Raw genomic sequence first — 22,682 nt, forward strand, 5'->3', positions numbered from 1 at the left:
TAAGTGATTAAAGATAAGGTAGGGCATATGCAACAGGAATCAGTCGGGACGTTTTCCCTCGATGATAATGTTTGGCAAGGCGTTACGATAACAGACAGTGCAGCAGCACAAATTACGCGGCTCATGCAGCAAGACCCTGAAATAAAAGGGTTGCAGCTTGGGGTCAAGCAATCCGGGTGTGCCGGTTTTGCTTATGTCATGGATATGGCTAAGGAGCCAGCTAGCGACGCACTGGTTTTCGAGCAAGGTAGCGCCCGACTTTACGTGCCGTTGAAAGCGATGCCATTTATCGATGGCACCGAGGTGGATTATGTCCGCGAAGGACTCAATCAGATTTTTAAATTTAATAATCCTAAAGCTCAGCATTCCTGCGGGTGCGGCGAGAGCTTTGGCGTTTGAGCGATGTAAACGAAATGACACGAAGCAATGTAGAAGTTCCAGATGATGTGCAGGCTTGGGTCAGCGATGGTCGCTACAAAGAAGGTTTTTTTACACAACTTGCGACTGATGAGTTGGCTAAGGGCATCAATGAGGATGTCATTCGCGCCATTTCAGCCAAACGTAATGAACCCGAATGGATGTTGGAATTTCGTCTCGGGGCTTATCGAGGCTGGCTGGAAATGGAAGAGCCGCACTGGCTGAAAGCACATTATAAGAGTCTGGATTATCAGGATTACAGCTATTACTCGGCACCATCATGTGGCAGTTGTGATGATAGCTGTGATTCGCAGCCCGGTGCGGTACAGCAATCGTCTGCCGACAGCGCAGCACCACGAGACTTGTCTGAACACGAGATGAATGAGTACCTTACCGCTGAGGTGGAATCTGCCTTTGCCCAGCTAGGGGTGCCGGTGCGTGAAGGGTCTGAGGTGGCCGTTGATGCTATTTTTGACTCGGTTTCTGTGGCGACGACTTACCGTGGGAAACTGGCTGAACAAGGCATTATTTTCTGTTCATTCGGTGAAGCCATTCAGGAATACCCAGATTTAGTGCGCCAGTATTTGGGGTCCGTGGTTCCGCCCAAAGATAACTTTTTTGCCGCGCTAAATGCAGCAGTCGCCTCTGACGGCACCTTCGTCTACGTGCCCAAAGGTGTGCGCTGCCCAATGGAGTTATCCACCTATTTCCGCATTAATGCGGCCAAAACAGGCCAGTTTGAGCGCACCATTCTGATTGCTGACGAAGGCAGTTATGTCAGTTATATCGAAGGGTGTTCTGCACCAGTTCGTGATAGCTATCAATTGCATGCGGCGGTGGTTGAGGTCATTTTGCACAAAAATGCCGAAGTGAAATACTCGACTGTCCAGAACTGGTTTGCGGGGGCTGACAGTACCGGCGGCATTCTTAATTTTGTGACGAAACGGGCGCTGTGTGAAGGCGAGGGTTCCAAAATGTCGTGGACCCAATCTGAGACCGGCTCGGCCATTACCTGGAAATACCCCAGTGTGATTTTGCAGGGCGATAACTCCATTGGGGAGTTTTTCTCCGTCGCACTGACCAATGGTCATCAGCAAGCGGACACCGGCACCAAGATGATCCATATTGGCAAAAACACCAAATCAACCATTATCGCCAAAGGGATTTCCGCCGGACACAGCCAAAATACTTATCGTGGACTGGTAAAAATCTTACCCGGTGCGGATAACGCCCGTAATTTCACGCAATGTGATTCGATGCTCATTGGCCCGGATTCCGGAGCGCATACCTTCCCTTATGTGGAAGTGCGCAATAACACGGCGCAGTTAGAGCACGAGGCGACAACTTCAAAAATTGGCGACGACCAACTGTTCTATTGTTTGCAGCGCGGTATCAGCGAAGATGATGCCATCTCAATGATTGTTAATGGTTTCTGTAAGGACGTGTTCTCCGAATTGCCACTGGAATTCGCCGTCGAAGCACAGAAATTGTTAGCCATCAGCTTGGAACACAGTGTTGGTTAAGCGTGAGTTGAATCAGTATCCGCAGAGTTTTGCGCTTCTGCGCACCAAGGAAACCTATGTTAAGCATTAAGAATTTAAAAGTCAGTGTTGAAGGTAACGAGATTCTCAAAGGTTTGAATCTGGAGATCAAACCCGGTGAAGTGCATGCCATTATGGGGCCAAACGGCTCTGGGAAAAGTACCTTGTCTGCGGCGTTAGCCGGGCGTGAAGAATATGAAGTCACTGACGGTAGCGTGCTATTCAAAGGGAAAGACTTACTGGAGTTGGCCCCGGAAGATCGCGCGGGCGAAGGGGTTTTTCTGGCTTTCCAGTATCCAGTAGAGATTCCGGGCGTCAGCAACCATTTCTTCCTGCAAACTGCGGTCAATGCGGTGCGCAAATATCGCCAACAAGAACCACTGGATCGTTTTGATTTTGCCGATTTCATCGAAGAGAAAATTGAGTTGCTGAAAATGCCCGCAGATTTGCTGACGCGCTCAGTTAACGTGGGTTTCTCTGGCGGTGAGAAAAAACGCAACGATATCTTGCAGATGGCAGCACTGGAGCCTTCATTATGCATTCTGGATGAAACTGACTCCGGCCTGGATATTGATGCGCTGAAAATTGTCGCCAACGGGGTGAACTCGCTGCGTAATCAAGATCGCGCATTTATTATTGTCACTCACTATCAGCGTATCCTTGATTACGTCAAACCTGACTTTGTGCATGTGTTGTATCAGGGGCGAATTATTAAATCTGGTGATTTCACACTGGTGAAACAGTTGGAGGAGCAAGGCTATGGCTGGCTTACCGACCAACAGTAATATGCTGGAACAGCAGCGTATTCTTGAAAAACAGCGCACTGATGCCTTGATGCATTTTGGTCAACTGTTTAAACAGCACCAAAGTGGCAAGGGCGCTGAAGCTACGGCGCATTGGCAACAGGTGCTGACATTGGGTTTCCCCAGCATCAAGCATGAAGATTGGAAATATACGCCACTGGAGCGGTTACTCGCGCACAATTTCAGCTTTGCCAGCGCGGCGGAAGTCACGGCGGCTCAGCGGGATGATTTTTCGTTGATCAAAGATGCCCATCGTGTGGTTTTCATTGATGGGCGATATGCTCCAGAATTGAGTGACAGCGAATGCGGCCCTTACCAACTGACACATCTCACTGAAAATGCTCAGTTTCCGGCGGCTATTCAATCGGAAGTCTTTTTACATCTGACCGAAAGCCTGGCTCAGCAATGCTTACACATCCGGTTACCTGCCGGGAAACACAGTGATAAGCCGCTTTATCTGCTGCATATCAGTTCAGGCAATGGTTCTGATTTCGTGAATACCAGTCATTACCGTCACCATTTGGCGATTGAGGCGAGCGCACAGGCCGAGGTCATTGAGCATTTTGTTAGCCTCAATGAGCGGCCCCATTTTACCGGCGCGCGGCTGACGATTTCAGTGGGCGACAACGCCGAGTTGAGCCATTGCAAACTGGCATTTGAAGCTCCTCAAAGTTACCATTTTGCCCATAATGATATCGTCCTTAGCCGCGATGCGCGGGCTAGGAGTTATAGTTTCTTGCTCGGCGCAGGGCTAACCCGCCACAATACCAGCGCCCAGTTAAATGGTGAGGGCGCCACGTTATCCATTAACAGTCTGTTGTTGCCAATAGGGCGCGAAATTTGTGACACCCGCACTTATCTGGAACATAACAAGGGCTATTGTGAAAGCCGCCAACTGCATAAAACCATAGTGCGTGAGCGGGGGAAAGCGGTCTTTAATGGCATGATTAAAGTGGCTCAGCACGCACTAAAAACCGACGGTCAGATGACCAACAATAACTTGTTGCTGAGCAAGTTGGCTGAAGTGGATACCAAGCCCCAACTGGAAATCTACGCCGATGACGTGAAATGCAGCCACGGGGCCACCGTTGGGCGCATTGACACGGAGCAACTGTTTTATCTGCAATCGCGAGGTATCAATCAAGCGGATGCACAGCAAATGATTATTTTTGCTTTTGCTGCCGAATTGACCGAAGCCATCCACAATGAGTCCATTCGCAAAGTGGTGTTGGCACGAATTGCTGAGCGGCTGGCCAGGGAGACGCTATGAATTTCCCAATTGAACAGGTCAGAGCCGATTTTCCACTGCTTAGCCGTGAGGTTAATGGCCAGCCGCTGGCGTATTTGGACAGCGCCGCCAGCGCACAGAAGCCACAAGTGGTTATTGATAGAGAACTTAACTTTTATAGCGAAAGTTATGCGGCGGTGCATCGGGGTATCCACACCCTGAGTGCCGACGCAACCCAACAGATGGAGGCTGTTCGCAGTCAGGTTGCCGGTTTTATCAATGCCGCGGCGGTCGAAGAGATTGTTTTTGTTAAAGGTACGACTGAGGCCATTAATTTGGTGGCTAACAGTTATGGTCGCCATTACCTGCAAGCCGGTGACAGCATCATCATCACCGAGATGGAGCATCACGCCAATATCGTGCCTTGGCAGATGCTGGCAAAAGATATCGGTATTGAAATCCGTGTTTGGCCGCTGACGGCAACAGGTGAGCTTGAGCTCACCGCGTTGGCCAGTTTGATTGATAACACCACCCGATTACTGGCTATCACTCAGGTTTCCAATGTGTTGGGGACGGTGAATCCTATCAAAGACATCGTCGCGCAAGCTAAAGCTGCGGGCTTGGTGGTGCTGGTGGATGGCGCACAAGCCATCATGCATCAACCCGTGGATGTACAAGCGCTGGGCTGTGATTTCTATGTGTTCTCGGGCCACAAATTGTATGGCCCATCGGGTATTGGCATTTTGTACGGCAAGGGCGAATTATTACAGCAAATGCCACCATGGGAAGGGGGCGGCTCGATGATTAAAACCGTCAGCCTGACACAAGGCACCACATTTGCTGACGCGCCGTGGCGTTTTGAAGCGGGCTCGCCGAATACCGCCGGAATTTTGGGGCTGGGTGCGGCTATCAGTTATGTGAATCAGTTAGGTCTGACCCATATACAGCAGTATGAAGAGTCGCTGATGCAGTATGCATTGGAGCAACTGAGCCAGATCCCGAGTTTGAAAATTTACGGCCCGGCCAAGCGGGCAGGGGTTATTGCTTTCAATCTGGGCCAGCATCATGCTTATGATGTCGGCAGTTTCCTTGATCAATACGGGATTGCTATTCGTACCGGGCATCATTGCGCCATGCCGCTAATGGCGTTTTACCAGGTGCCGAGCATGTGCCGCGCATCACTGGCACTTTATAATACCCGCGAAGAAGTTGACCGGCTGGTCAGTGGGCTACAACGCATCGAAAAATTGCTGGGCTAAGCGCAGACAGTCCGCGACAATGCCCCCTGAAGCCGACTATCATTTTAGACAGTCGGCTTTTATTTTGGCGTTTATTCAAGAACAGGAAGCATGTTATGGCGGGTTTGCCAGATAAAGATAAATTGATTCGTAACTTTTCCCGTTGCTTAAATTGGGAAGAGAAATACTTGTATGTTATTGAGCTGGGCGCACAGTTGCCGCCGCTAACTGAGCAACAGCGCCAGCCCGAGAATCTTATTTCCGGTTGCCAAAGTCAGGTCTGGATCGCCATGACGCAGTCAACCGAGGGGCAGGTGATTTTTGCGGGTGACAGTGATGCCGCTATCGTCAAAGGTTTGGTTGCCGTGGTCTTTATTCTCTATCAGGGTTTGACCCCGCAACAGATCGTGGATTTGGACGTTCGGCCATTTTTTGCCGATTTAGCGCTAAGTCAGCATCTGACTCCCTCGCGCTCCCAAGGGCTTGAAGCCATGATTCGTGCGATTCGTGCGAAAGCGGCCACCTTAAAAACCCACTAAACTCCGCCAACATTTTGTGCTTTATTCATCGGTGACTGAGTATTTTTGCGTCATCAGTCACAGTATTAAAATGGTGAAATTTCAGCAGCTTAAATCAGGCATCATGCTGGGAAAAGCACAATAAATTACATTGTAACACCTTGATTTTTAGAGATATAAATTGCCTTTATAATAAGGGCTGTTACTATATGGTGGCCTTATTATTGGCTGCTAAAATTAACGTAGATAGCCGTGTAAACCGAATTTTAAGAAGTGATGTAGGAACTAAGCATGAAACGTGCATTAACTTTGATTGGTATGTTATTCGCAACTTGTCTGGCGGGAAGTATCACTGCTGCCAATGCGACCGAGTATCCTCTGCCACCAGCCAATAGTCGTCTGATTGGTGAAAATACTACTTATACCGTTCCAAATGATGGCCGTCCGCTTGAGGCTATTGCTGCCGATTATAAAATCGGTTTGTTGGGGATGTTGGAAGCAAACCCAGGTGCTGACCCGTATTTGCCTTTGCCGGGTTCAGTGTTAACTATCCCGACTCAGATGTTGCTGCCGGATACCCCACGTGAAGGTATCGTCATCAACCTGGCTGAACTGCGTCTTTATTATTACCCTAAAGACCAGAACAAAGTGATTGTGTACCCAATCGGTATCGGCCAGTTAGGGCGTAATACCCCAACCATGACCACATCTGTCAGCCAGAAGATCCCGAACCCAACCTGGACACCAACAGCCAATATCCGTAAGCACTACCTGGCTGACGGCGTCACCTTACCAGCCGTCGTTCCTGCGGGGCCGGAAAACCCTATGGGCCTGTTTGCCATGCGTTTGGCTGCGGGTGGTGGTGAGTACCTGATTCATGGTACTAACGCCAACTTTGGTATCGGCATGCGTGTTAGCTCGGGTTGTATTCGTTTGCGCCCAGGTGATATTGAAGCGCTGTTCAAATCAGTACCTAAAGGTACTCGCGTGCAAATCATCAATGAGCCAGTCAAATATTCCGTTGAACCCGATGGTAAACGTTATGTGGAAGTTCATCAGCCATTGTCTCGTGTAGACAGTGATGACCCACAAACAATGCCAATTGCAATCAGCAGCAGCCTGCAGAAGTTTATTAACGACGGCCAGACTGATGCGCAAGTAGTTCAGGAAGCGATTGTACGCCGTGCTGGCATGCCGGTTATCGTAACCGTAGGTGAGACTGCCCCTGCGCAAGCTCCGGCTGCTGTAGCGCCTCAGGGCGAGCAACAGGCCCAACCGCAGACTGAAGAACCCTCTGCTGAACCAGCAATCCCTAAATTGGTCCAGCCAGGCCCGGTTTACTCCGCTGCAAACTAAGTCTTAAGCAGTGCTATTTTTGCCACGACAGCCATCAAGGTGTCGTGGCAAAATTTTTTATAGCACTTGTGTACTGTGAAATGCGTCGATGATGACCATGTCGTAAGGACAGACAGAGGATTTCAGGGAAGGTAACAATCAGAACGAGTTTCTACGAGGCAAAAAAAATGGCGCACAATGTGCGCCATTTTTCATTCAGGAAGTAATATTACTTCTTGTAAGCGTGAGCTTGGTTGTCAAGACGTTGGTTAGCACGTGCTGCATCGTCTTTAGCTGCTTGAACGTCTGAACGGATTGCGTTCACGTCGTTGCTCAGTTGGTCAACTTTAGCGTTCAGAGTCTGAACGTCAGAAGACAGTTGATCGATTTTAGCATTGCTTGAACAACCAGCCAGCATAGTAGAAGCCAGAATTACCGCGCCCAGTACAAGTTTAGTACGATTCATTATTAACACCCTCTAGATTAAGTTAATCTCCATGTAGCGTTACAAGTATTACACAAAGTTTTTTCGAAAGAGAATAAATTTTTAGTATTAGAGGGGTTTATTTTGATCGTTCGCTCAAAGAAGCATCTTGTTTTAAAAAAAAGTTAAAAAAACGAGGCAAAACAGCCGGATTCTTTCAGATAAGTCCTACTCAGAAAAATGGCTTTAGTGGGCTTGGGGTAAAATGGACTTTCGAAAAGTTTATTTTGACGTGTTTAAAAAGAAAACGCCGCTATTGAAAGCGGCGTTTTTAATTAGCGTTTGGTCGTGCGTTACGATTATAAAACGTGCACGGAAGAAGTATTGGTGGTGCCACTTGGCACTAATGCGCCAGAAACCATAATGACGACGTCACCTTTTTGTGCCAGACCGCTAGCCAGAGCGGCTTCTTTACCGATACGGTAGAAGTCATCTGTTGAAGCAATCTCATTGACCAACTGAGTCATCACACCTTTGGTCAGAATTAGCTGACGTGCAGTGGTGTCATTAGTGGTTAGCGCCAAAATGGTGGCCGTTGGGAAGTATTTACGTACTGATTTGGCAGATTTACCGCCGCCAGTCGCTACAACAATTACTTTGGCTTCCAGTTTTTCTGCGGTTTCTACCGCACCACGGCAAACGGCTTCAGTAATACGCATTTTGCGGTTGTCGTTCAGCGATTCGATGCGGCTAGGCATGATACGGTCTGTACGCTCACAAATGGTCGCCATGATGGTGACAGACTCTAATGGGTACTTACCCTTAGCACTTTCACCAGACAGCATCACGGCATCTGTACCGTCGAGAATGGCGTTAGCAACGTCGCCAGCTTCTGCGCGGGTAGGGCGTGGGTTTTTGATCATGGAATCGAGCATCTGAGTTGCAGTGATAACAACTTTACGTGCGCGGTTACATTTCTCAATCATCATCTTCTGCGCGAAGATAACTTCTTCAACCGGGATTTCAACACCCAGGTCACCACGGGCAACCATGATACCGTCGGATGCTTCCAGGATTTCGTCGAAGTTATTCAGACCTTCCTGGTTTTCAATCTTGGAGATGATTTGGATGTGCTCGCCACCATGAGCTTTCAGGTGTTCGCGAATTTCCAATACGTCTGAACGTTTACGGATAAAGGAGGCCGCAACGAAGTCCACACCTTGCTCACAACCAAAGATCAAGTCAGCTTTATCTTTTTCAGCCAATGCTGGCAGTTGGATAGAAACGCCTGGCAAGTTAACGCCTTTGTTTTCACCCAAATCACCGTTGTTCAGCACTTTACAGACCACAGTGCTTTCAGTGACTTCAGTCACTTCCATGCCGATCAAACCATCGTCAACCAACACGGTGTTGCCAATTTTCAGGTCAGCGGCAAAACCCGGGTAGGTGACAGCAACGATGTTGTTGTTGCCAATCACACTTTGGTCTGTCGTGAAAGTGAAGGTTTGACCTGCAACCAGAGCCGCGTCTTTGCCGCCTTCCAATTTCATGGTGCGGATTTCAGGCCCTTTGGTGTCCAGCAAGATACCGGCTTTCAAGCCAGTTTTTGCCATAACAGCACGGATATTCTTGATACGTTGACCATGTTCTTGATAGTCACCGTGAGAGAAGTTCAAGCGCATAACGTTCATACCTGCATTCAGCAGGTTCGTCAGCATTTCTTCGGATTCAGTTTTTGGGCCGATAGTACAAACAATTTTAGTCTTTTTCATGACGGATTTTTTCTACAAGTTGTGATGGATAAAAAGCGAATGTTCCGTTATTTACAGCAACGGAGTGAGATTTGATTAGTGTCTGGTGTAGCGAAACGTGACCAAGAAGCAAAGCATTACTAAGAATAGATGACAGTTGCGGAAATTGAGCGGAAAACTTTAGCACGAGGCTAAACGCATGATCGGTATACGATGGCGTAAATGTGAGTTGTATTTTTTTAGCGTATCGGCAGATCAAGATGCTGAAACCATTCAACTGAAACGACGGTTCGTATTATAAGCGGTAAGTAATGGGAAATGAAATAGAAAACAGAAACTCATTGCCGTTTTTTATAAAAACGGGCCATTAGTCGCGCAAACTCTTACAATAATGCCGGGGTTGTTGCGCAACAAAAAAAAATTTTAACAATTTTAACAAGTAAACGCATGAATTTTGTAGAAAGCCATGTGAGTTATTTAAGGGATTCGAACAAGGGAGTGATTAACGGGAGAGAAAATCGAGAATAACGAAATGGTGCGTTCTAATGGACTCGAACCATCGACCCCCACCATGTCAAGGTGGTGCTCTAACCAACTGAGCTAAGAACGCATAGGAGACTATCAATCTGATATTGCTGAAAAGTACCAGAGAGTGGTGCGTCCGAATGGACTCGAACCATCGACCCCCACCATGTCAAGGTGGTGCTCTAACCAACTGAGCTACGGACGCGCATTATACTCTTAGCACTTCGGGTAACACGATATGTTGGTGCGTCCGAATGGACTCGAACCATCGACCCCCACCATGTCAAGGTGGTGCTCTAACCAACTGAGCTACGGACGCACATTCTACCGGGTAGCTTACCCCTGACTTCTACTCTTATTACCAACCATCATTGCCTGACAGCGGGGACGAATATTAACGAGCCGCCCGTCTGCTGGCAAGGGGAAAAACGTAATATTCACCGCAAACTCACGTAATTGCTGCGCTTTTACTCATTGCGCTGTTTTTTTCTCCATCTTTTCTCATTTACTTGGGCATTAACTGCCGGCATCGGCTCCAGCAATTAATGCCCAGAATAATGGGCTATTAGTGTGCGGCTTTTTGTAGAATCAAAGCGGCTGGCTGTTTTTGTAACCAACGGATACGCAACGCCATTAATATGGCCGCCGAGGTGAGGCCGATAACGAACCCAATCCAGAAACCACTTGGCCCCATAGCCGGCACAATATAATCGGTCAGCCCCAGTATATAACCACTTGGAAGCCCCAGTAGCCAATATGCAGTAAAGGTAATAAAGAAGATTGAGCGAGTATCTTTATAACCGCGTAATACACCGCTGCCGATCACCTGAATAGCATCCGATAATTGGTAAAGCGCCGCTAGCAGCATAAGATGTGAGGCCATCACCACGACTTCAGGCGTTTTGTTATACAGCAGGGCAATATGTTCACGAAACACCACCGTAAACACTGCGGTGACACACGCGAGCATTAAACCCACCGCAATACTGGTATAAGCGGCCACTTTGGCATTTTCAACAGACCCTTGTCCGAGGCGAAAGCCCACGCGAATGGTCGCCGCGACACTCAGTGACATCGGCAACATAAACATTAATGAGCTAAAGTTGAGTGCAATTTGGTGCCCAGCCACGGCGACAATACCCAGCGGTGAAACCAACAAGGCCACAACGGCGAACAAGGTAACTTCGAAAAACAGTGCCAGCGCCACGGGCAATCCAAGGCCACCAAGGCGTTTCATCACCTGCCAGTCTGGTGCAGCAAACCCTTTTTCCAGCTTGATATCTTGCTGTGAGCGGGCGCGAGTGACATACCAGCGCATCATCAGGAACATCACCCAGTAAACGGTCCCGGTGGCTACGCCGCACCCAACGCCGCCTAATGCCGGCGCACCAAACTTACCGTAGATGAAAATATAGTTAATCGGAATATTGACCAGTAAGCCAATAAAACCAATGACCATCCCAGGTTTGGTTTTGGACAACCCTTCACACTGATTGCGTAATACCTGGAAAAAGAGGTAGCCGGGCGCACCCCACATAATGGCATGCAAGAAACCAACCGCTTTATCGGCCAGCACCGGGTCAATATTGTGCATCTGCTTAATGACGTGGTCGCTATTATAGATAACCACCATAATGAGCAGTGAAACACATAATGCCAGCCAAAACCCTTGCCGGACCTGATGAGCAATCTGGTTGCGTCGCCCTGAGCCATTAAGTTGCGCGACGGTGGGTGTCAGTGCTAACAATAATCCGTGACCGAATAAAATTGCCGGTAGCCAGATGGAGGTTCCCACCGCCACGGCAGCCATATCTGTCGCACTGACAGAACCGGCCATTATAGTATCAACCACGCCCATGGCAGTTTGGGACAATTGCGCGATAACAACAGGAATAGCGAGAGCCAATAAGCTACGCGCTTCGACGATATACTTCTGCACGTATGCACCTTTTTCTACCCGTTGCCCTTCAATATGCAGGGAACCCTGACTCATCCCAATCACTTAGCTACCTAAGTTTCAGGGAATTTGCTCGGTTGCCGCTAGTCTGCATCTCGACGTGACTGGGGTATAACCTAGTTATAATTTCAACAACGACTATTTATCGCACTGAGCAATAAATAAAATAGCGGGAAAACGTCATACTCTTGCAGCATAAAGAGTACAAAAGATTGTACCTTCTCACCGAGCTTAAGCAATCCTTGTAATTAAATATCAACTAAATACCTCGAATTCAGATTTTTAGTGTAAGTGGTTTGGTTTTCCTTATCTTCTGAGGCAAAATTAGCGTAATGACATTTTCTTTCTATAGATAACAGACAAGAGGCATGGCGTATGTTTACCGGTATTGTCCAAGGCACCGCGCCAGTGGTTGCCATCGAGGAAAAGTCCAACTTCCGCACCCATGTGGTAGAAATGCCAAGTGAGATGTTACCTGAATTAGCCTTAGGGGCTTCTGTGGCCCACAATGGTTGCTGTTTGACAGTGACAGAAGTTGACGGGAATCGAGTCAGCTTTGATTTAATGAAGGAAACCCTGCGTATTACCAATTTGGGTGATATTAAAGTTGGCGATGTGGTTAATCTGGAGCGGGCGGCTAAATTCAGTGATGAAATTGGCGGTCATCTTATGTCCGGACACATTATTTGTACTGCTGAAATAGCCAAAATATATACATCAGAAAATAATCGTCAGATCTGGTTCCGGATGCCAAATGTTGACTTGATGAAATATGTATTACACAAAGGCTTTATTGGTATTGATGGCATCAGCCTGACTATTGGTGAAGTAGTGGGAAACCGTTTTTGCGTACATTTAATTCCAGAAACGCTGGCACGCACCACTTTGGGTAAAAAGCGCCTGGGGCATCGGGTGAATATTGAGATAGATCCACAAACACAGGCGGTTGTGGATACCGTTGAGCGCGTCTTGGCGCAACGCGATATAGATCAGATGGTCGTGGCCGCAGAAAAAGCTGTTCGAGAATAGAATAATAAAAAGCAGGAGGCGATTCCTCCTGCTTTAAGAAATAACGTTTCAAGAGATTAACGCGGAACGCGAATACCGCCGTCTACCCCATTTGGGCTGAATAATACCTGCCACAATTGAATGTCTCTGGCGCGGAATGCACCCGCACAGGCATTCAGATAATAGCTAAACATCCGCTCAAATCGCGGCGAGTAATTCTCCGCTAAAGTCGGCCATGCGGCTTGGAAACGTTCATACCACGCCATCAGTGTTCGGTCATAATCAGCCCCGAAATTATGCCAGTCTTCCATGATGAAATAAGGCTCACTGGCTTTTGCTATATGCTGTACTGAGGGCAGGCAGCCATTGGGGAAAATATATTTATCAATCCACGGGTCAACACTCAAATCAGTCCGATTAGCCCCGATGGTATGCAACAAGAATAATCCGTCAGGTTTCAAATTGCGTTTAACCACATCAAAGTAGGTGCGATAGTTTTTTGGCCCGACATGTTCGAACATTCCCACAGAGACAACGCGATCGAATTGCTCATTTAGATCACGATAATCCTGCAATAAAATAGTGACATCCAAGCCTTCACAACGTTTTTGCGCTAATTTTTGTTGTTCAGCTGAAATAGTTACACCGGTGACTGACACCCCGAAATGGCGGGCAGCATATGCGGCAAGCCCGCCCCAGCCACAACCTATATCAAGCAACTTCATGCCCGGCGCTAATTGCAGCTTCTCACCGATCATCTGCAATTTGTTTTCCTGAGCTTGCTCAAGTGTCGTCGCATCTTTCCAATAAGCGCAAGAATATTGCATATTCGGGTCGAGCATGAGGCTGAACAGATCATTACCCAGGTCGTAATGTTCTTTACCGACAATCCAGGCTCTTTTCTTTGACTGCAAATTGATAATACGGGCGGCAGCAATCCGTAAAACATCTTTGAAATGGTGTGGAAGTTGATTTTCTAAGCCAGCTCTGAGAACCCGCTGGAAGAAAATATCCAGCCGGTCACATTCCCACCAGCCATCCATATAACTTTCACCTAATGCCAAAGATCCTTCTTGTAATACCCGCTTAAAGAAGTCTGGGTTATTAACTTTAATGTCGAAGGGGCGTGAGCCATTGATTTCAATATCAGCCCGGCTCAGCATTTCTTGAACAATGCGGAACCACGGATTTTCTTGAATACTCTGGTCTTCTATACAGGATGAACTCATAGCTTCTCCATCACTTTCTTCTGACTTATGACCCGCGCAATTCACTTTTACACGCGAATACATACCAATAAAGTTGGTGTCTGGTATCCATTACGGATATACCCTTTGTACTTGAAGTTGCAGCGGTATTTGCGGCTCTCACCATCCGAATCACTTGCTTATGCAAGCTATCGGATTGATGAACCTCACCAGAGGCCCACCCAAAGAGCCAATTCAAGCGCCGTTCAAAAGGGTTTGTAACCCACTTGTTATTCGCTTACTGCCTGGCTGCAACCTCAATGACTTTGAGTAAAAGAGGAAGATTAAGAAGAAACCCTAATTTAGGGTGACTCATCCATAAGAGTAAATGTGACGCAATCCACGCGCTCAGAAAGTGCTTAAGATAATGCTTTTTTTTAATGATATTCTAATCGGTTTTATCGAGTATAGGCTTGCCGGGATGCTTTCTCAATAATAAATCGCCCCCGGCCTCGATGTTCCTTAGTGACTATTTCTATTGAGAATTATGACTCCGCGCAATTATAGTCAGCACTGTTAGTATGGCTTTTTTCTTTCTTTAACGCGTAGCAATGGATGCCATAACCCAATGCAGCCAAAACGACCGTCGATAGCATCACGGTGACGGTAGCCAGTAAGGGCTGGCTGATATAGGCCGAAACCAACATGCTGGCAATAAAACACAAGCCCAGTTGCAGCGTATTTTGCAAGGCGGCCGCTTTGCCCGTATTGGCCGGAAAGGGCATTAATGCATTTGCTACGATAATAGGGTAGCAGGCACCATTCACCAGCGCCATTAAGCAGAATGGAATAAGTAAGGTAATCAGTGTAGGCGTGGTCAACGTTGCGATCAGATAGAGCGCAATCATGCTGAGAGCATAACCGGCTAACAACCACGGTAGCAGGGTGTTGCCTTTCATTCGGCTCAGTGCTGCGCGGCAACTAAATCCCCCCAACAGGAAAGCTAATGTCTGTGGAACATAACTCAAGCCAATGACATTCGGGCTATATCCCATATCACCTAAAATAAACGGAGATCCGGTTAGCCAGGCGAAAAATCCTGCGCTGCATGCAGCAAACATCATCACGTTGCCGCTGAAAGTCGGGAATTTGAGCAACTGCCAGAAACTAAGGGCAGTTTTGCTGTTAGTTGCGCTGTCTGACGCGGTCTTTTTCCGCTCTTTAAGCAATGCAGTCGGGATAAGCAATAGCAATGTGGTTATCAATAAAACTACAAAAATTGACCGCCAACTGAAGTGGTTTAATAACCACGCGCCCAGTAATGGGGCCAGCGCCGGGGATAGCGCCACTAATGGCATAATGGTCGCAAACACCCGGTTGGCCTTGCCGTCACGATAGCGATCTACGACCAATGCTTGCCAGCTCACGGCGGCAGAACAGACACCAATTGCTTGAATAAAACGCAGAACCAGTAATTGTGTTGCCGTTTCAACCCATAAAATCCCCAGACAGCCAATGGCAAATAAACTCAACCCTGCTAACAACACGGGTTTACGGCCTAATTTATCAGAAACTGGCCCCCAGACGAGCTGGGCGATAGCGAAACCGGCGAGAAAAATGCTGAGACTGGCACTGATAAAACCGGCGGAGGTTTGCAGTTCTTGCTGCATGGCGCCAAAGGCGGGCAAATACATATCGGTCGCCAGGTAGCCCAACATGCTCAAACCGGCGAGATAGAACATGAAACTTGAAGACGTTTTCATTCTTTATTTCTCTTTATATCCTATGTCCTTGAAACCGCAGGGGATAGCTCTGCTCGTTATTCGGCTCGCCCTCGAGCCTTAGCTCCACGAGATCGCGGCAAGCCGTGCGCCAATCTGCGCGTCACTGATTGGCATGCAATCAACTGATTTATATCAGTTAATTTTATTTAATAAGCTTGCTATCTATCTGCTGCCTCAATGACTTTGGCTAAATTATAATTTTGCAGGCAAAAATTTTGTCATTGAAATTAATGGCGGGGGGCATTCTATCCGGCGAGATATTCTGTTGTGAAACGGTAATATTTGCGACATGCTATCAAAAAAATTGATATCAATTATTTCGTGTGCGTGAGGCGAAAAATCATGTGGTCAGAATATTCATTGGATGTGGTGGATGCAGTTGCGCGTACAGGAAGTTTCAGCGCAGCCGCACAAGAATTGCACCGAGTGCCGTCTGCGGTCAGTTATACCGTGCGCCAATTAGAGGAATGGTTGGCTGTGCCCTTATTTACGCGGCGTCATCGGGACGTAGAATTGACTGAAGCGGGCCGGGTTTTTATCAAGGAAGCCCGAGATGTTATCAAAAAAATGAATAGCACACGCCGCCAGTGTCAGCAAGTCGCGAATGGTTGGCGCGGGCAATTAAATATCGTGGTCGATAAAATCGTCAAACCACAACGTAGCCGTCGTTTAGTGCAGGATTTTTATCGCCATTTCCCCGATATCGAACTGCGAGTGCGTTATGAGGTGTTTAATGGTGTCTGGGATGCGCTGGTGGATGGGCAGGCTGATATGGCGATTGGTGCAACTCGCGCTATTCCTGTTGGTGGGCGGTTTGTCTTTCGCGACATGGGTTTCTTGACCTGGCTTTGTGTGGTGAGTGTTAATCACCCCTTAGCCCATTTAACCGGGCCGCTTAATGATGACCAGCTGCGGCCTTATCCCTCATTGTGCCTGGAAGATACGGCGCGAAATTTGCCGAAACGAGATACTTGGACATTAGATAACCAACAGCGATTGGTCGCACCGGATTGGGCGACGGGAATCGACTGTTTGTGTGAAGGGTTATGTATCGGAATGGTTCCTGCGCATATGGTATCTCCATTGATTCAACAAGGGAAATTGGCGGTATTAACACTGACAGAACCCCTGCCTGACAGCCCGTGTTGCTTGACGTGGGATCAGAATAATCACTCACCGGCCTTAGCATGGATGCTGGCGTATTTGGGTGACAGTGTCACGCTAAATAATGAGTGGTTAAAAGATGATAATGATGTCACGTAGGGCGGCGGGCAGCAGGATTAGCTGCCGGTAGCATGCGGCGCTACCGGCATAGGCAAGATTAACGGCGATAATCGCGGAATGGGCCATCAGCAACAGACCGGCGCTCAACCAACTTAGGATGCACTTCAATTGTTTGCGGGTCTTCGCGTTTACTGATAATACGGTCGAGCAACATGGCAAAAGCGGTTTCGCCCAATCTCTCTTTTGGCTGATGAATTGTGGTCAGCGCAGGTGAGAAATACCGGGCATTACGGACATTGTCATAGCCAATCACCGAAATATCTTGTGGCACCCGCAGGCCCAACTCATCCGCAGCACATATTGCGCCCATGGCCATAATATCGCCGCCACAGAACACCGCGGTCGGGCGATGTTTTTGTGTCAGAATTTGGTGCATGGCCTTATAACCGGATTCGGGTTCAAAATCGCCCTGAACCACCCACTCATCACGTAATTCGATATTGGCTTCCTCTAGTGCTTTCAGGAAGCCCTGATGGCGACCACCGCCAGTATTACGGGATAATTGGCCAGGAATAGCGCCAATATCTCGATGACCGCGCTCAATAAGATAACGGCCGGCTAAATAGCCGCCTTCAAAAGCATTATCAATAATCGAGTCGGTAAAATCACCGCGAGCAGTACCCCAGTCCATCACAACCATGGGGATATTGCGATAATCTTCTAACATTCCCAGTAATTGCTCAGGATATTCAGAACACATCACCAATAATCCATCGACACGTTTTTGCGCCAGCATGGCCAGATAGGCTTTTTGTTTATCCAGATTATTATGTGAATTACATAAAATCAGGGTGTAACCTTTGCTATAACAGCTATTTTCAACTGCTTCGATCACCTCAGCGAAATAGGGCGCTTCACTGGATGTTGCCAACAAGCCAATTGATTTCGTGTGATTCACTTTCAAGCTACGGGCCACAGCACTGGGCGAATAATGCAGCTCTTTAATGGCCGCCCACACTGCGGCCTTAGTATTTTCGGCGACGAAACGAGTTTTATTGATAACGTGCGAAACGGTGGTGGTAGACACACCCGCGTGTTTGGCCACATCTTTAATCGTTGCCATAAAAAGAATGACTCCTAAGCTCACCTGTTACAACAGGTCAGTATTATGTTAATCGTTTGCCTGCATGACTCGAACACCGCTCAGACAGAAACACAATAGTGGGCTGGAGAGCGAAGTCAGATGGTCGTCTGAGAGTATTTATTGGACGTTATTAGTCGGCATACAGTTATGAACTGCGAATTTTGGCTGATCTGGAGGAAAAGTGGAAGAGGTAATCAATGTTATAAAGTGCGTAATGAGCACAAGATTTTTTTTCTTAACTGTGGGAAAATAATTTAACGCACTAATTATGTGCCTTTACCCTACTATACTCTCAATAATGCGGGTAGCAGGAAGGTGGCAAGCGGATGAATCTCGGTGAGTTTACTGTCGTAAATGATTCGGATGATTGCGCGTAGCCAACACCATTGCTACTGAAAGTATGATGAGTATAAAAATTAACCGGCTGAGGAGTTGTTATGGATACCAATCTGAAAATGTCGCTGATTACGACTGTTGGTGCGCTGGCAATGATTATTGCTTTTAGCTTCGTGGCGGTCATGAATTAATTAAACCGCTTGCCGGTGTGAAGTGATAAGTAGGGCGGTTAATCCGCCCTTAATTATGTCTAGAGAAATACCCGCCATCTTTCAAAATACAGGGTTGCTGGTCGCCTCACTCACCCAACTCATTGTGTTATTTCAATTCCTTGGGCTTATTTTATAACCACCTATCTGCAACTTGAAATCTATTGGGTATCACGTCAACACGATTGACTATTTCTTTTGCTGAATTAGGCTAAATTTTTCTCAACGAAAGACCAATTCACCAGCGCCCAGAAGTTCTCCAGATATTTTGGTCGCGCATTACGGTAATCAATATAGTAAGCGTGTTCCCATACATCTACAGTCAACAGCGGCTTATCTTGGGTCGTCAGCGGTGTGGCGGCATTGGATGTACTGACAATAGCCAGAGTGCCATCCGCTTTTTTGACCAGCCACGTCCAGCCCGCACCAAAGTTTTTCACTGCTGCATCAGTAAATTGCGCTTTAAATTCAGCGAAAGAACCGAAGGATTTATTAATGGCCTCGGCGACTTTGCCTGTTGGCTCGCCACCACCATTAGGTGACAAACAGTGCCAATAAAAGGTGTGATTCCAGACTTGAGCTGCATTATTAAAGATGCCGCCGCTGGAGGTTTTGACAATCTCTTCCAGGCTTTTACCGGCAAACTCGGTATCTTTAATCAGATTATTGAGGTTGACCACATAGGTGTTGTGGTGCTTGCCGTAATGGTATTCCAGCGTTTCAGCAGAAATGTGCGGTTCCAGTGCATTTTGTGCATAAGGTAATGCCGGTAATTCAAAAGACATAGCTCTCTCCTTTCGGGGTTGCTCAGGGTGTTTGCTCCTCAAATCCGATCATTAGCAATCGCTAAGAAGGGTGAGGGGCGGTTAAAATCGTAATTGTTGTATTTTTGTTGTGGGTATTAATCTTAACAACTTTCTACAGGAATGACAGATATAACCATACAGTTTGATGGGGAATGGCTGAAGGTTAGACACTGAAATAATGTCATTGAAGGGCCGCGCACCCAATAGGCCACTGGGTGCGGATTGCGAGATTAGCGGATGGTTTTTGGTGTCACGACGCGACGAGCGCCGACATAATGATCTTGCCAATAGTCATTATTGAGCATACTGATGCGAATTTCTTCCCCGGTTCGTGGGGACTGAATAAATTTACCATTGCCTAAATAAACCCCGACATGATCAGCAACACCGCGGTTGGCTATATTGAAGAATACTAAATCACCACTTTCTAATTCAGCCCGTTTTACCGGAGCGGCATCACGTAAATGATACATTTCATTCGCTGTACGTGGCATTTTTATTCTGATGACATCTTTATAGGCATAATAAATAAGCCCGCTGCAGTCAAAACCTGTATTAGGCGAGGTGCCGCCCCAACGATAAGGTTTGCCGACTTGCTTCATCAGTTTACTCATTGCGGTCTGTTTGGCGTGCTGGTAGCGTTTTTTATGTGCAGGAGTGAGCTTTATTTTATTATTTGCCGCTAATTCGGTATCAGCTTTACCTTGGGCCTTATTTCGGTGACGGCCATAAGCGACTTTTTCTGTTTTGCTCACGGCGGCTTTTTTATTAGCCGCCGTTTTAATAGGAGATGTTTTATTCGCCACCGTTTTATTGTTATTTAATTTCTTATTGGCGGGTTTACTAACTTCTTGCGCTTTCTTCTTAATGGTTTTGCTGGCTGTGGCGGCTGTTTTTTTCTTATCGCTGTTGGTCGTTGTTTTATTTGCGCTGTTTTTACTGGCGGTTTTATTGTTATCAACTTTAGTTTTTTTGATGTTTTTATCAGCTTTACGTTTTTTACGATCATCAGGGCTGGCCTGACTGATTTGACCTTTTTTTTGCTCAGCCGAGACGTGAGCCTGCGGCGACGCATGCGCGAGGTTTAGAAATAGCTGGGTAAACAGCAGCACAAACAGCGTAAGTATTAAACGCATAATAACGCTACCAACCTTAGCCCTGAAATGAATATGAAGAGTTACAGTATTGCCGAAACTCACGATATAAAAAAGCACAGAGATACAGGATTCTAGTCGATATTGTGAGAAAACGTTAATGGCGTCGCAATTGTCGATTTTTCACACGGCCTCTGGCCTTAAATCAACCATACGTCAACGGGTTAACCCGCCGGTATTTTTGGTATCTCACAATGAAGATAATAATGAAGTGAGGGGATCAAAAATGTTATTCTAAATGCACATATTTGTAGCTGGCACTATAACTATTCACTGGCAGCATAAAGCCCCTGCAAAAGATGGCGTTTTATTCTAGCCGTGACAGTCGCTACAATAGGCCGGACGCAATAATAAAATAGCCCTAATGGATAGGTTCTAAGTATTGTAGCCACAAAATGGCTTGAGGAAGCAAGAAATGACGACGATTGATAAAATTCAGCGCCAGATAGCAGAAAACCCAATCCTGCTTTACATGAAGGGCTCACCTAAGCTGCCAAACTGTGGTTTCTCTGCTCAGGCTGTGCAGGCGCTATCAGCTTGTGGTGAACGCTTTGCTTATGTTGATATTCTGCAAAACCCAGATATTCGTGCTGAGCTGCCAAAATATGCTAATTGGCCAACATTCCCTCAGCTATGGGTTGATGGTGAGTTGGTCGGCGGTTGCGACATCCTGATGGAAATGTATCAGCGTGGTGAGTTGCAACAGCTGCTGAAAGAAACAGCCGATAAATACCGTGCGGAAGAAGAAAAACCCGCAGCAGAGTAATGTGCTGATTGGTCAGCACAACAAACAAAAGGTGGCTTTCAGGCCACCTTTTTTATCATGAAATCTCTATTTATTCTGGCACCATATTACTCTGACTCACCCGCCGGGACTGGCCAGCCGCCCAACTTTTTCCAGCGATTGACTAACTCACAGAATAATTTTGCTGTTTGCATTGTATCGTACAAAGCAGAATGCGCCTGGCTACTATCAAACGCAATACCTGCCGTCAGACAGGCTTTTGCCAACACAGTTTGCCCCAGAACTAGCCCACTGAGAGCTGCCGTGTCAAAAGTGGCAAATGGGTGGAATGGGTTGCGTTTCAAGCTGGCGCGTTCGGCCGCGTTCATCACAAAGCTGTGATCAAAATGGGCATTATGCGCGACGATAATTGCGCGGTTACAGCCTTGATCTTTCAGCCCTTTGCGAACGGCTTTGAAAATAGCATGTAAAGCATCATGTTCACTGACTGCACCACGTAACGGGTTAGTTGGGTCGATCCCATTAAATGCCAGCGCTTCAGGTTGCAGATTGGCACCTTCGAACGGCTCTACATGAAAATGCAGTGTTTCATGAGGCAGTAGCCAGCCCTCCTTGTCCATTTGCAAGGTGACGGCGGCAATTTCTAATAATGCGTCGGTTTGAGCATTAAAACCGGCGGTTTCTACATCAATTACTACGGGGTAATACCCACGAAAACGGCCACTCAGGGCGTTAATGTCACTTTTATCTGCCATCAGCTTCTTATCTTCAGCGAATTCAGCACGCATTATGTCAAATTTTAGCGCGGGATGCAGGGGGATATCGCGATGAGAAAAAAGGCACCTTGCAGGTGCCTTCTGGTTAATCAGTTTCCGAGGCCGTGTCCGGCGCTCTTATTCTCGATTAACTCGATTTTGTAACCGTCGGGATCTTCAACAAAAGCAATAATAGTATTACCGCCTTTGACTGGGCCAGCCTCGCGGGTCACTTTGCCTCCGGCGTGACAAATTTGGTCGCAAGTGGCGGCAACATCATCCACGCCCAGCGCCAGGTGACCAAATGCAGTCCCTATCTCGTAACTATCAACGCCCCAGTTATACGTCAGCTCAATCACTGAGCCTTCACTTTCATCGCTATAACCCACGAATGCCAGCGAGTATTTATACTCGGTATTTTCGCTGGTTCGCAGTAAACGCATCCCTAATACCTTGGTGTAGAAATCGATGGAACGTTGCAGGTCACCGACGCGGATCATGGTATGGAGTAAGCGCTTCATAATACCTCTTTTAAATCAACAGGTTAATATTTAAAAGTCATTGTAAATCAAAATTAAGTCATAATCATATAG

Annotated in this window: 21 protein-coding genes and 3 tRNA genes; 11 read left to right on the forward strand and 13 right to left on the reverse strand. The window is 47.2% G+C overall.

Annotated features, from left to right (window positions below; all coding sequences use genetic code 11):
* Nucleotides 1-27 precede the first annotated feature (27 nt).
* The 7 genes from sufA to F0T03_RS10070 all read left to right on the forward strand — a co-directional run bounded on the left by sufA (nucleotide 28) and on the right by F0T03_RS10070 (nucleotide 7,101).
* Nucleotides 28-399, forward strand: coding sequence for a Fe-S cluster assembly scaffold SufA (gene sufA / locus F0T03_RS10040; RefSeq protein WP_145556701.1), 372 nt, complete (start codon nucleotides 28-30; stop codon nucleotides 397-399).
* 14 nt (nucleotides 400-413) lie between these two features.
* Nucleotides 414-1,940 carry a Fe-S cluster assembly protein SufB gene (gene sufB, locus F0T03_RS10045; protein ID WP_159678160.1) on the forward strand — a complete coding sequence of 509 codons (1,527 nt, stop codon included), beginning with the start codon at nucleotides 414-416 and terminating at the stop codon, nucleotides 1,938-1,940.
* A 56-nt stretch (nucleotides 1,941-1,996) separates the two neighbouring features.
* The gene (gene sufC, locus F0T03_RS10050; protein WP_145556699.1) at nucleotides 1,997-2,743 is read left to right on the forward strand and encodes a Fe-S cluster assembly ATPase SufC; all 747 of its coding nucleotides are present in this window, start codon (nucleotides 1,997-1,999) and stop codon (nucleotides 2,741-2,743) included.
* Complete coding sequence (gene sufD, locus F0T03_RS10055) at nucleotides 2,718-4,031, forward strand: Fe-S cluster assembly protein SufD (RefSeq protein ID WP_159678163.1); 1,314 nt, start codon at nucleotides 2,718-2,720, stop codon at nucleotides 4,029-4,031. Before sufC ends, sufD begins: the two co-directional genes overlap by 26 nt.
* A complete protein-coding gene (sufS, locus tag F0T03_RS10060) occupies nucleotides 4,028-5,248 on the forward strand; it encodes a cysteine desulfurase SufS (RefSeq protein ID WP_159678166.1) in 1,221 nt (406 codons plus the stop codon). Before sufD ends, sufS begins: the two co-directional genes overlap by 4 nt.
* 95 nt (nucleotides 5,249-5,343) lie before the next feature.
* Complete coding sequence (gene sufE, locus F0T03_RS10065; protein ID WP_159678167.1) at nucleotides 5,344-5,766, forward strand: cysteine desulfuration protein SufE; 423 nt, start codon at nucleotides 5,344-5,346, stop codon at nucleotides 5,764-5,766.
* A 270-nt stretch (nucleotides 5,767-6,036) separates the two neighbouring features.
* The gene (locus F0T03_RS10070) at nucleotides 6,037-7,101 is read left to right on the forward strand and encodes a L,D-transpeptidase family protein (RefSeq protein WP_145556695.1); all 1,065 of its coding nucleotides are present in this window, start codon (nucleotides 6,037-6,039) and stop codon (nucleotides 7,099-7,101) included.
* Between the two features lie 208 nt (nucleotides 7,102-7,309).
* Here F0T03_RS10070 and F0T03_RS10075 read toward each other — a convergent pair whose 3' ends face one another.
* From F0T03_RS10075 to F0T03_RS10100, 6 genes are all read right to left on the reverse strand, one after another.
* Nucleotides 7,310-7,546: a major outer membrane lipoprotein gene (locus F0T03_RS10075; RefSeq protein ID WP_005165631.1), complete on the reverse strand. Its 237-nt coding sequence runs from the start codon at nucleotides 7,544-7,546 to the stop codon at nucleotides 7,310-7,312.
* Nucleotides 7,547-7,863: 317 nt separating this feature from the next.
* Nucleotides 7,864-9,276: a pyruvate kinase PykF gene (gene pykF, locus F0T03_RS10080; RefSeq protein WP_159678168.1), complete on the reverse strand. Its 1,413-nt coding sequence runs from the start codon at nucleotides 9,274-9,276 to the stop codon at nucleotides 7,864-7,866.
* Nucleotides 9,277-9,788: 512 nt separating this feature from the next.
* Nucleotides 9,789-9,865: transfer RNA gene (locus F0T03_RS10085), tRNA-Val, on the reverse strand.
* A 43-nt stretch (nucleotides 9,866-9,908) separates the two neighbouring features.
* Nucleotides 9,909-9,985: transfer RNA gene (locus F0T03_RS10090), tRNA-Val, on the reverse strand.
* Nucleotides 9,986-10,022: 37 nt separating this feature from the next.
* Nucleotides 10,023-10,099, reverse strand: a tRNA-Val gene (locus F0T03_RS10095).
* 246 nt (nucleotides 10,100-10,345) lie between these two features.
* Nucleotides 10,346-11,719 (reverse strand): MATE family efflux transporter, encoded by a 1,374-nt coding sequence (locus F0T03_RS10100; protein ID WP_145556729.1) that lies wholly within the window; start codon nucleotides 11,717-11,719, stop codon nucleotides 10,346-10,348.
* Between the two features lie 393 nt (nucleotides 11,720-12,112).
* Here F0T03_RS10100 and F0T03_RS10105 point away from each other — a divergent pair, with 393 nt between their 5' ends.
* Entirely contained in the window at nucleotides 12,113-12,766 is a 654-nt protein-coding gene (locus tag F0T03_RS10105; protein ID WP_159678169.1) for a riboflavin synthase subunit alpha, read from the forward strand.
* 56 nt (nucleotides 12,767-12,822) lie between these two features.
* Here F0T03_RS10105 and cfa read toward each other — a convergent pair whose 3' ends face one another.
* Nucleotides 12,823-13,974 (reverse strand): cyclopropane fatty acyl phospholipid synthase, encoded by a 1,152-nt coding sequence (cfa, locus tag F0T03_RS10110; protein WP_145556692.1) that lies wholly within the window; start codon nucleotides 13,972-13,974, stop codon nucleotides 12,823-12,825.
* A gap of 503 nt (nucleotides 13,975-14,477) precedes the next feature.
* Nucleotides 14,478-15,695 carry a purine nucleoside transporter PunC gene (gene punC, locus F0T03_RS10115; RefSeq protein ID WP_145556691.1) on the reverse strand — a complete coding sequence of 406 codons (1,218 nt, stop codon included), beginning with the start codon at nucleotides 15,693-15,695 and terminating at the stop codon, nucleotides 14,478-14,480.
* Between the two features lie 363 nt (nucleotides 15,696-16,058).
* Between punC and punR the strand changes: the two genes are divergently transcribed.
* Entirely contained in the window at nucleotides 16,059-16,979 is a 921-nt protein-coding gene (punR, locus tag F0T03_RS10120; protein WP_159678170.1) for a DNA-binding transcriptional activator PunR, read from the forward strand.
* A 58-nt stretch (nucleotides 16,980-17,037) separates the two neighbouring features.
* Here punR and purR read toward each other — a convergent pair whose 3' ends face one another.
* Nucleotides 17,038-18,063 carry an HTH-type transcriptional repressor PurR gene (gene purR / locus F0T03_RS10125; protein WP_145556689.1) on the reverse strand — a complete coding sequence of 342 codons (1,026 nt, stop codon included), beginning with the start codon at nucleotides 18,061-18,063 and terminating at the stop codon, nucleotides 17,038-17,040.
* 458 nt (nucleotides 18,064-18,521) lie between these two features.
* Here purR and cydH point away from each other — a divergent pair, with 458 nt between their 5' ends.
* Nucleotides 18,522-18,611, forward strand: coding sequence for a cytochrome bd-I oxidase subunit CydH (gene cydH / locus F0T03_RS10130; RefSeq protein WP_016266160.1), 90 nt, complete (start codon nucleotides 18,522-18,524; stop codon nucleotides 18,609-18,611).
* Nucleotides 18,612-18,835: 224 nt separating this feature from the next.
* On the opposite strand, the gene sodB is transcribed toward cydH, so the two are convergent.
* Both sodB and F0T03_RS10140 read right to left on the reverse strand, forming a co-directional pair.
* On the reverse strand, nucleotides 18,836-19,414 hold the full coding sequence (sodB, locus tag F0T03_RS10135) for a superoxide dismutase [Fe] (protein ID WP_159678171.1): 579 nt from the start codon (nucleotides 19,412-19,414) through the stop codon (nucleotides 18,836-18,838).
* 251 nt (nucleotides 19,415-19,665) lie between these two features.
* Entirely contained in the window at nucleotides 19,666-20,571 is a 906-nt protein-coding gene (locus F0T03_RS10140; protein WP_159678172.1) for a C40 family peptidase, read from the reverse strand.
* Nucleotides 20,572-21,004: 433 nt separating this feature from the next.
* Here F0T03_RS10140 and F0T03_RS10145 point away from each other — a divergent pair, with 433 nt between their 5' ends.
* On the forward strand, nucleotides 21,005-21,355 hold the full coding sequence (locus F0T03_RS10145; protein ID WP_004706606.1) for a Grx4 family monothiol glutaredoxin: 351 nt from the start codon (nucleotides 21,005-21,007) through the stop codon (nucleotides 21,353-21,355).
* Between the two features lie 86 nt (nucleotides 21,356-21,441).
* Here F0T03_RS10145 and rnt read toward each other — a convergent pair whose 3' ends face one another.
* A complete protein-coding gene (gene rnt / locus F0T03_RS10150) occupies nucleotides 21,442-22,089 on the reverse strand; it encodes a ribonuclease T (RefSeq protein ID WP_145556686.1) in 648 nt (215 codons plus the stop codon).
* A 110-nt stretch (nucleotides 22,090-22,199) separates the two neighbouring features.
* Entirely contained in the window at nucleotides 22,200-22,610 is a 411-nt protein-coding gene (gloA, locus tag F0T03_RS10155) for a lactoylglutathione lyase (RefSeq protein ID WP_159678173.1), read from the reverse strand.
* Nucleotides 22,611-22,682: the final 72 nt, after the last annotated feature.

Origin of the sequence: Yersinia canariae (assembly GCF_009831415.1) — a bacterium.
Lineage (GTDB): Bacteria > Pseudomonadota > Gammaproteobacteria > Enterobacterales > Enterobacteriaceae > Yersinia > Yersinia canariae.

What these genes read in the sequence shown, in the direction of transcription:
- sufA (WP_145556701.1), top strand. Translation starts at nt 28, where the DNA reads ATGCAACAGGAATCAGTCGGGACGTTTTCCCTCGATGATAATGTTTGG.
- sufB (WP_159678160.1), top strand. Translation starts at nt 414, where the DNA reads ATGACACGAAGCAATGTAGAAGTTCCAGATGATGTGCAGGCTTGGGTC.
- sufC (WP_145556699.1), top strand. Translation starts at nt 1,997, where the DNA reads ATGTTAAGCATTAAGAATTTAAAAGTCAGTGTTGAAGGTAACGAGATT.
- sufD (WP_159678163.1), top strand. Translation starts at nt 2,718, where the DNA reads ATGGCTGGCTTACCGACCAACAGTAATATGCTGGAACAGCAGCGTATT.
- sufS (WP_159678166.1), top strand. Translation starts at nt 4,028, where the DNA reads ATGAATTTCCCAATTGAACAGGTCAGAGCCGATTTTCCACTGCTTAGC.
- sufE (WP_159678167.1), top strand. Translation starts at nt 5,344, where the DNA reads ATGGCGGGTTTGCCAGATAAAGATAAATTGATTCGTAACTTTTCCCGT.
- F0T03_RS10070 (WP_145556695.1), top strand. Translation starts at nt 6,037, where the DNA reads ATGAAACGTGCATTAACTTTGATTGGTATGTTATTCGCAACTTGTCTG.
- F0T03_RS10075 (WP_005165631.1), bottom strand. Translation starts at nt 7,546, where the DNA reads ATGAATCGTACTAAACTTGTACTGGGCGCGGTAATTCTGGCTTCTACT.
- pykF (WP_159678168.1), bottom strand. Translation starts at nt 9,276, where the DNA reads ATGAAAAAGACTAAAATTGTTTGTACTATCGGCCCAAAAACTGAATCC.
- F0T03_RS10105 (WP_159678169.1), top strand. Translation starts at nt 12,113, where the DNA reads ATGTTTACCGGTATTGTCCAAGGCACCGCGCCAGTGGTTGCCATCGAG.
- cfa (WP_145556692.1), bottom strand. Translation starts at nt 13,974, where the DNA reads ATGAGTTCATCCTGTATAGAAGACCAGAGTATTCAAGAAAATCCGTGG.
- punC (WP_145556691.1), bottom strand. Translation starts at nt 15,695, where the DNA reads ATGAAAACGTCTTCAAGTTTCATGTTCTATCTCGCCGGTTTGAGCATG.
- punR (WP_159678170.1), top strand. Translation starts at nt 16,059, where the DNA reads ATGTGGTCAGAATATTCATTGGATGTGGTGGATGCAGTTGCGCGTACA.
- purR (WP_145556689.1), bottom strand. Translation starts at nt 18,063, where the DNA reads ATGGCAACGATTAAAGATGTGGCCAAACACGCGGGTGTGTCTACCACC.
- cydH (WP_016266160.1), top strand. Translation starts at nt 18,522, where the DNA reads ATGGATACCAATCTGAAAATGTCGCTGATTACGACTGTTGGTGCGCTG.
- sodB (WP_159678171.1), bottom strand. Translation starts at nt 19,414, where the DNA reads ATGTCTTTTGAATTACCGGCATTACCTTATGCACAAAATGCACTGGAA.
- F0T03_RS10140 (WP_159678172.1), bottom strand. Translation starts at nt 20,571, where the DNA reads ATGCGTTTAATACTTACGCTGTTTGTGCTGCTGTTTACCCAGCTATTT.
- F0T03_RS10145 (WP_004706606.1), top strand. Translation starts at nt 21,005, where the DNA reads ATGACGACGATTGATAAAATTCAGCGCCAGATAGCAGAAAACCCAATC.
- rnt (WP_145556686.1), bottom strand. Translation starts at nt 22,089, where the DNA reads ATGGCAGATAAAAGTGACATTAACGCCCTGAGTGGCCGTTTTCGTGGG.
- gloA (WP_159678173.1), bottom strand. Translation starts at nt 22,610, where the DNA reads ATGAAGCGCTTACTCCATACCATGATCCGCGTCGGTGACCTGCAACGT.